Source organism: Rhodococcus sp. EPR-147 (assembly GCF_001647185.1).
GTDB lineage: Bacteria > Actinomycetota > Actinomycetes > Mycobacteriales > Mycobacteriaceae > Rhodococcoides.
Genome location: NZ_LVCU01000052.1, coordinates 1 through 1,173, shown reverse-complemented (window position 1 = coordinate 1,173; position 1,173 = coordinate 1). Strand labels below are relative to the sequence as shown.

The following is a 1,173-nucleotide window of genomic DNA, read 5'->3' as shown; positions in this document are numbered from 1 at the left end:
TCGGTGGTCAGGGGAGTGTTGACCTGAGTCAGTGCGAGACCGTAAGGATTGTCCGGACCCATCGGAACGCGTTGCGTCTCACTGGCATAGACGGTGTTCTCGGTGCCGTCGATGTCCAGATCGAGTCGGGCCACCAGGAAGTGCTGGTGGTAGGGCGCGTAGGTCCGGTTGTCGACCAGCGTTCCCGACGGGTGCGTGCCGCCCTCGTCGAAGTGGGTGACCACCATGATGCCCGTCGCGCGGACCTCGCACTCGATGTTGCCGTCCTGATAGAACCGCCAGTAGACGAGGTACTCGTAATTCGCCACGGTGGCATGGAAGCTGACCGTGAGCCGACGCATCCGCCGCACCTCGGCTCCGGCGTCGTGATCGACGTGCTTCCACAGCACGGCGTTGTCTTCCTCGTGGATGCAGATCGCGTTGGTGATCGTGTACGGCTCACCCTTGCTGTTGTGCAGTACAGCGTCGAGATAGCGGATCTCGCCGAGGCAGTCGCAGCCCAGCTCGAGCGAGGTGGTCATGAAACCGAGACCCCACTCGCCGATGTCGAACGCGGTGCGGCGGTAGTGGTCCTCGGTGTGATCGCGATAGGGAACGACCATCTCCGCGAACGACATTCGATTGGCGACGGACCGCACGTTCCCGTTGTCGTTGTAGCTGACGGCGTGCAGTGTCATGCCCTCGCGATAGTTGAAGCCGACCCGCAGCGACCAGTTCTGCCACGTCAACTGGTTGCCGTCGAGCTCGAACGAGGGCCCGTCGGACTGAGTGATCTCGAGGCGCTTCAAGGGCGGGCGTGTACTCGCGTTTCTGATTCGCTCCGGGATATGGCGAGGGACGTACTCGCCCATGATCTCCGGACGCTCGACGCGATACGTGTCCTCGATCTCGAGCAATTCCATCGTGTTCACGTCGATCACGCAGTGGAATCCGCCCACCGGTCCGGCGTAGGGATTGGCACCCTCGGCAGCCTTGACCCACGTGTCGGACCAGCCGAGGCGTCGACCCTTGTACTTCTCGGGCGTCACCGCCTCGCCGTAGGTCCAGGTGTCCATGAACACCAGATCCAGATCGGTGATACCGCGATCGGCAAGGGCGGCAATCACATCGGGGTGGGCGCGGAGGGCCGCGTCGGCCTCCTCCCACTCGTCGACGGTGAAGTTGGGCTGCACA

The 1,173-nt window shown here is 63.2% G+C and carries 1 protein-coding gene; it reads right to left on the bottom strand.

Annotated features, from left to right (window positions below):
• The coding region (locus tag A2J02_RS02245) for a copper amine oxidase (protein ID WP_442971441.1) at positions 1-1,173 on the bottom strand (1,173 nt) is incomplete at both ends.